Below are 5,146 nucleotides of genomic sequence, written 5' to 3'. Positions count from 1 at the left end.
GGACGGGGTCCACGCGGGGCGGGGTCACGCCGGGCGGCGGGCCTCGTCCACGAGAAGTACGGGGATGCCGTCACGGACCGGGTACGCGAGGCCGCAGTCCGCACCGGTGCAGACCAGCTCGGGCGTCTCCTCGGCCGTGGCGTCCTTGAGCGGGGCGTGGCACGCGGGGCAGGCGAGGATGTCGAGGAGGCCGGCTTCGAGCGGCATGGGGGTCCTTCCGGAACGTCTTCGTCGTCTCGTGTACGTGGATCGGGTGCCTGGATTCAGTTGCCTGGGCCGGGCCTTGTCACCCTACCGCCGGGGTGGGGTGCAAGCTTCCCGGGTGGCCGGTCCGTCCGGTGGTGGCGTGCGGCCGGCAACGGACCGCCGGAACCGGGTGGTCCGGCGGTCCGGGGCGGGGCTACGCCCGTACCAGCGCCAGGACCTCGTCGCGCACCTTCGCCATCGTCGGTTCGTCGCGCGCCTCCACGTTCAGCCGCAGGAGGGGCTCGGTGTTGGAGGGGCGCAGGTTGAACCACCAGTCGGCGGTGGAGACCGTCAGGCCGTCCAGCTCGTCCGTGGTGACGCCCTGGCGGCCTGCGAAGGCCTCGCGGACGGCCTCCGTGCGGGCCGTCTGATCGGTCACCGTGGAGTTGATCTCGCCCGAGCCCGTGTAGCGGTCGTACTCCGCCAGCAGCCGGGAGAGCGGGGCCTCCTGGGTGCCGAGGGCTGCCAGCACGTGCAGGGCCGCCAGCATGCCGGTGTCGGCGTTCCAGAAGTCCGCGAAGTAGTAGTGCGCGGAGTGCTCGCCGCCGAAGATCGCGCCCGTACGCGCCATCTCCTGCTTGATGAACGAGTGGCCGACGCGGGTGCGGACCGGGGTGCCGCCGTTCTCCCGGACGACCTCCGGGACGGACCAGGAGGTGATCAGGTTGTGGATGACCGTTCCACCGGGGTGCTTGGCCAGCTCGCGGGCCGCCACCAGCGCGGTCACCGCGGACGGCGAGACGCCCTCGCCGCGCTCGTCCACCACGAAGCAGCGGTCGGCGTCCCCGTCGAAGGCGATGCCCAGATCGGCGCCCTCGGCGCGGACGCGCTCCTGGAGGTCGACGATGTTGGCGGGGTCGAGGGGGTTGGCCTCGTGGTTGGGGAAGGTGCCGTCGAGCTCGAAGTACATCGGCACCAGCGTCAGCGGCAGACCTGCGAAGACGGTGGGGACGGTGTGGCCGCCCATGCCGTTGCCCGCGTCCACGACGACCTTGAGCGGGCGGATGCCGGAGACGTCGACGAGGGACTTGAGGTGCGCGGCGTAGTCCGCGAGGGTGTCGCGCTCGTCGACCGTGCCGGTGGTCGCGGCCGGTTCCGGAGCGCCCGACTCCGACCAGCTCTCGACGAGGGCGCGGATGTCGGCGAGCCCCGTGTCCTGGCCGACCGGGGCGGCGCCCGCGCGGCAGAGCTTGATGCCGTTGTACTGGGCCGGGTTGTGGGACGCGGTGAACATGGCGCCCGGCAGGTTCAGCCGGCCGGACGCGTAGTACAGCTGGTCCGTGGAGCACAGGCCGATCAGGGTGACGTCCGCGCCCTGGCCCGCCGCGCCGCGCGCGAACGCCGCCGACAGTCCCGGCGACGAGGGGCGCATGTCATGTCCGACCACGATCGCGTCGGCGCCCACCACCCGGACGAAGGCCGCTCCGAACAGCTCGGCCAGGGACTCGTCCCACTGATCCGGCACCACCCCGCGGACGTCGTACGCCTTCACGATCTGCGACAGATCAACAGCCACGGCCCAACCCTTCTGAAAATCACCTGCGGAGACATGCGGCCCCCTGGACCGAGGCTACCGGCTGGGGGTGTCGCGGCTGCGGTGCCTGTGGAGAACTCCGCAGCGGTCGTTCTGCAAGGCGGATGCCCACGGGTGGGGCGGGTGCAACGCGCGCGTGACGACATTCGCGCGCCGCGGTCCGTCGAGCGTGCCCGCGCTCAGGGTTCGGGTGAGCGCAGGACGCGGAGGTGGCCGCGGCGGGCGACCTCCATGGGGTCGGCCGCGCGGGCGCCGCCGGCCTCGGCGGCACGCTCGTGGGGGCGGGCCGCTTCCCGTACCGCGTTGGCAAGCGCTTCCAGGTCGTCGCCGCTGGGGCGGGCCGGGGAGGAGGCGTCGGTGAGGCGGACGACCTCCCAGCCGCGGGGCGCGGTGAGGCGCTCACTGTGCTCGGCGCACAGGTCGTAGCAGTGGGGCTCGGCGTAGGTGGCGAGCGGTCCGAGGACTGCGGTCGAGTCCGCGTAGACGTACGTCAGTGTCGCGACGGCAGGGCGACCGCACGCGGTGCGCGAACAGCGACGTACAGGGCTCACGACGTTGGACGGTACCGCACTCTTGAGCGGGCCGCGACGACTCTCCACCGGGTCACTCCACCGTGTCGCGGTGTGAGCTCCGGCACAGCGGCCTGCTGAGCAACTGCGCTGACCTGCGCGGGAAGAGGGCCGCACGGTGCGTGACGGGGCCATTCACGTTCCGTACTTGAGAATCTTCCGGTCAAACGATGTGAAATCCACTGTCCCGTATGGGCCGGTAATCGCTCTCAAGCGAGAAGCAAACGGTCAACCCACGACATGCCGTGGAAGGCGCCGCCGCCGCGATCGCGCGGCGCCCCGGAGGGCTACGCTGCGTCAGTGATGGACACTTCCCGTTCCGGCACCGGCGCCGGACCCGACTCCGTACCGCCCGGCCCGCGGCCCCGCCGCCGTGACCGGCACGGCAGGGGCATGCGCGGCCCGGTGGCCCCGCCGCAGGTGCCGCTCTCGGCGAGCCGCGCGGAGAGCTTCCGCGATCTGGTGCGGGACTCGGTGGAGCGGCTGGAGCGGCGCTGGCCGCAGCTGGCCGACGTCGACTTCCTGGTCTCCGATGTGCCGCTGCCCGAGTCCGACGAGGACGGGTGGAGCGACGAGGCCGTGCCGCTGGGGCGCGCGCTGCCCGCCTCCAAGGGATCGCCCGCGCGGATCGTCGTCTACCGGCGGCCCGTCGAGATCCGCACCAAGAGCCGCGACGAGCGGGCCCTGCTCGTCCACGAGGTCGTGGTCGAGCAGGTCGCCGAACTCCTCGGCCTCGCACCGGAGTCGGTCGATCCGCGCTACGGACAGGACTGAACCGGACTGGACCGGATCGGACTGAACCGGACCCGATCGGTCTGCCCGCGCGCGGGATCCGGGCCGGTTCAGTCGTCCAGGACCGCCAGATCCTGCTTCGCCGCCGGGACGGCCACCGTTCCCTTGTCGTCGGGGAGCGTCTGGACCGTGAACATCGGGATGCCGTCCTGCGGCAGCGCCAGGGTGCGGGAGGCGTAGGCGGGGCCGCTGCCCGGCTGGGTCTCCACGGTGAGCGCGTACGAGCCCTTGAGCCCGGACGGGACGGGCGGCTCCACCGCCAGCGTGGTGCCGGGCTTCACGGTGTACGTCTTGGTCTGCGGCTCGCCGCCCTCGGTGCCGGGGGACGCGGTGACCTTGACCGTGGCGGCGGCGGTCGGCGCGGTGAGGGACAGCGTGGAGCCCTTGCCCCGGTTGTCGGTGACCGTGGACCGGTCGCCGACCGGCGCGGTGGCCGGAATGTATGCGGTCTCCTGCTTGTCGCCCGTGCCGCGCACGACTCGCAGCGCCGCCGCGATGGGCGTTTTCGCGCCATCCGAAGACGGGGTGAGGAACAGGGAACCCACCTCACCCCTCGTCACGTTCTTCAAATCGAAGGACGCCGTCATCCCCGATTTCACGTGGACGGTGTCCAGACCAGCAGGGGAGAAGCTGCCGCTCGCACCGGCCAGCCGCACCTTGAGATCGGCGTCGTCGGCGCCCTTGGCGTACACCACCAGGCGTACGTCGGTGGCGTCGCCCGGGATGCCCGGGAGGACCTGGCTCGCCGCCGGGTCGGCCGACGCGGGCAGCCAGTCCGCGCCCGCCTTCGCGTCCGATGCCTGCACGACCGCGCCGACCCGCCCGGACCGGGTCGTCACATGCACGGTCAGGTCATCGGCCGCCGCCGAGGTCAATGTTGACAACAGAACAGGGACGCTGGATTTCGCGGGGACCGTGATCCCCTCCCCCACCTCCGACTTGATGGGGCCGTCCTTGCCGAACAGCTCAAGGTCGACGACCGCCGCGCCGTCGTCCGGGTTGGTCAGATGGACGTAGTCCTGACGGGTCTTGGCGGTGGAGGCGCCGGGGAACCAGAAGTCGGTGTCGGGCTCGGTGCAGCGGGTGCCGAGCACCGCGCGCGTGTCGCCCGCCGAGACCACCGTGGTCTGCTGCGCCGCCCACCCCGGCGCGAGCGGGCCGTCGGCGGACCCGGCGAGCGCGGGGGCGTCGGAGCCGTCCGCCGTGGCCGACGCGGGCCTGCCGGGCTCCTTGAGGGTGACGACCGCCTTGCCGGGGTCGGGCTTCTCGGGGGTCTTCCCCTTCTTGCCCTTCTTGTCCTTGTCCGCCTTGGCGGGGGGCTTGGCGGGCGTGCCGTCGGTGAGCGGGGTGACGGCGGGCTTCAGCACGGCACCACCGGCCGTGCCCGCCTTGGCGCCCGCGTCGCCGCCCTTGGGGGTGTACGTGGTGTACGTGGTCTCCGCCAGGTCGGAGAGGCTGGGCGCCGGGCAGAGCAGACTGGAGCGCTCGACGGGCAGCCGTGCCGGGCCCTTCGCGTCCGCCGTCGCCGAGTCGCCGCCCGGGGCGGTGACGGCCGCGAAACCCGTGACGGCGGCGAGGGCGACGGCCGCCGCGATCAGGGAGAGGGTGCTGCGGTTCACTGGTGGCTCCCGTCGGGGCGGTGCGGCTGCTCGGTGTCGTGGCCCCGGCCGTCAGGGCCCCGGCCGGCGGTGGGGCCGCCGTCGCCCTGTTCCTGGCCCGGGGCCTGCTCCCCGCCGTAGCCATAGCCGTAGGGGTCGTACACGGGCTCCTGCGGCGGGTACTGCTGCTGTTGGTACAGGTCGTACTGCTGGTACTGCTGCTGGTACGGGTCGTACTGCTGCTGGGGGTACTCGGCGTTGGTGTACGCCGGCTCCTCCCACTGCCCGTAGGACTGCTGCTGCGGCACCTCGGCGTACGGGGTGCCGGCGTACGGATCGGTCTCCGGGGCCGGGGGCGCGGAGGCGGGCGGCGGCGGGAAGTCCTGGCCGGCCGGGCCGTCGGACTC

General features: G+C 72.8%; 6 protein-coding genes. 1 reads left to right on the top strand and 5 read right to left on the bottom strand.

Going from position 1 to position 5,146, the window contains the following annotated elements; all coding sequences use genetic code 11:
- Positions 1 to 24: 24 nt before the first annotated feature.
- The 3 genes from ACJA3G_RS29605 to ACJA3G_RS29595 form a co-directional block, all read right to left on the bottom strand.
- Positions 25 to 207: a Trm112 family protein gene (locus ACJA3G_RS29605; RefSeq protein WP_067159781.1), complete on the bottom strand. Its 183-nt coding sequence runs from the start codon at positions 205 to 207 to the stop codon at positions 25 to 27.
- Between the two features lie 193 nt (positions 208 to 400).
- On the bottom strand, positions 401 to 1,762 hold the full coding sequence (locus tag ACJA3G_RS29600) for a phosphomannomutase/phosphoglucomutase (RefSeq protein ID WP_406556109.1): 1,362 nt from the start codon (positions 1,760 to 1,762) through the stop codon (positions 401 to 403).
- Positions 1,763 to 1,959: 197 nt separating this feature from the next.
- Complete coding sequence (locus tag ACJA3G_RS29595; protein WP_406556108.1) at positions 1,960 to 2,379, bottom strand: DUF3499 domain-containing protein; 420 nt, start codon at positions 2,377 to 2,379, stop codon at positions 1,960 to 1,962.
- 273 nt (positions 2,380 to 2,652) lie between these two features.
- Between ACJA3G_RS29595 and ACJA3G_RS29590 the strand changes: the two genes are divergently transcribed.
- A complete protein-coding gene (locus ACJA3G_RS29590) occupies positions 2,653 to 3,123 on the top strand; it encodes a metallopeptidase family protein (RefSeq protein ID WP_365112592.1) in 471 nt (156 codons plus the stop codon).
- 68 nt (positions 3,124 to 3,191) lie between these two features.
- Here ACJA3G_RS29590 and ACJA3G_RS29585 read toward each other — a convergent pair whose 3' ends face one another.
- Complete coding sequence (locus tag ACJA3G_RS29585) at positions 3,192 to 4,760, bottom strand: DUF5719 family protein (RefSeq protein ID WP_406556107.1); 1,569 nt, start codon at positions 4,758 to 4,760, stop codon at positions 3,192 to 3,194.
- Positions 4,757 to 5,146, bottom strand: a 390-nt coding sequence (locus tag ACJA3G_RS29580) for a hypothetical protein (RefSeq protein ID WP_406556106.1), incomplete at its 5' end; no start/stop codon positions are given. The genes ACJA3G_RS29585 and ACJA3G_RS29580, both read right to left, overlap by 4 nt.

The sequence above is a fragment of the Streptomyces sp. YS-3 genome, assembly GCF_045257485.1.
Lineage (GTDB): Bacteria > Actinomycetota > Actinomycetes > Streptomycetales > Streptomycetaceae > Streptomyces.
Note: the sequence above shows the minus strand (reverse complement) of the source record. Positions and strands in the feature narration are given on the sequence as shown.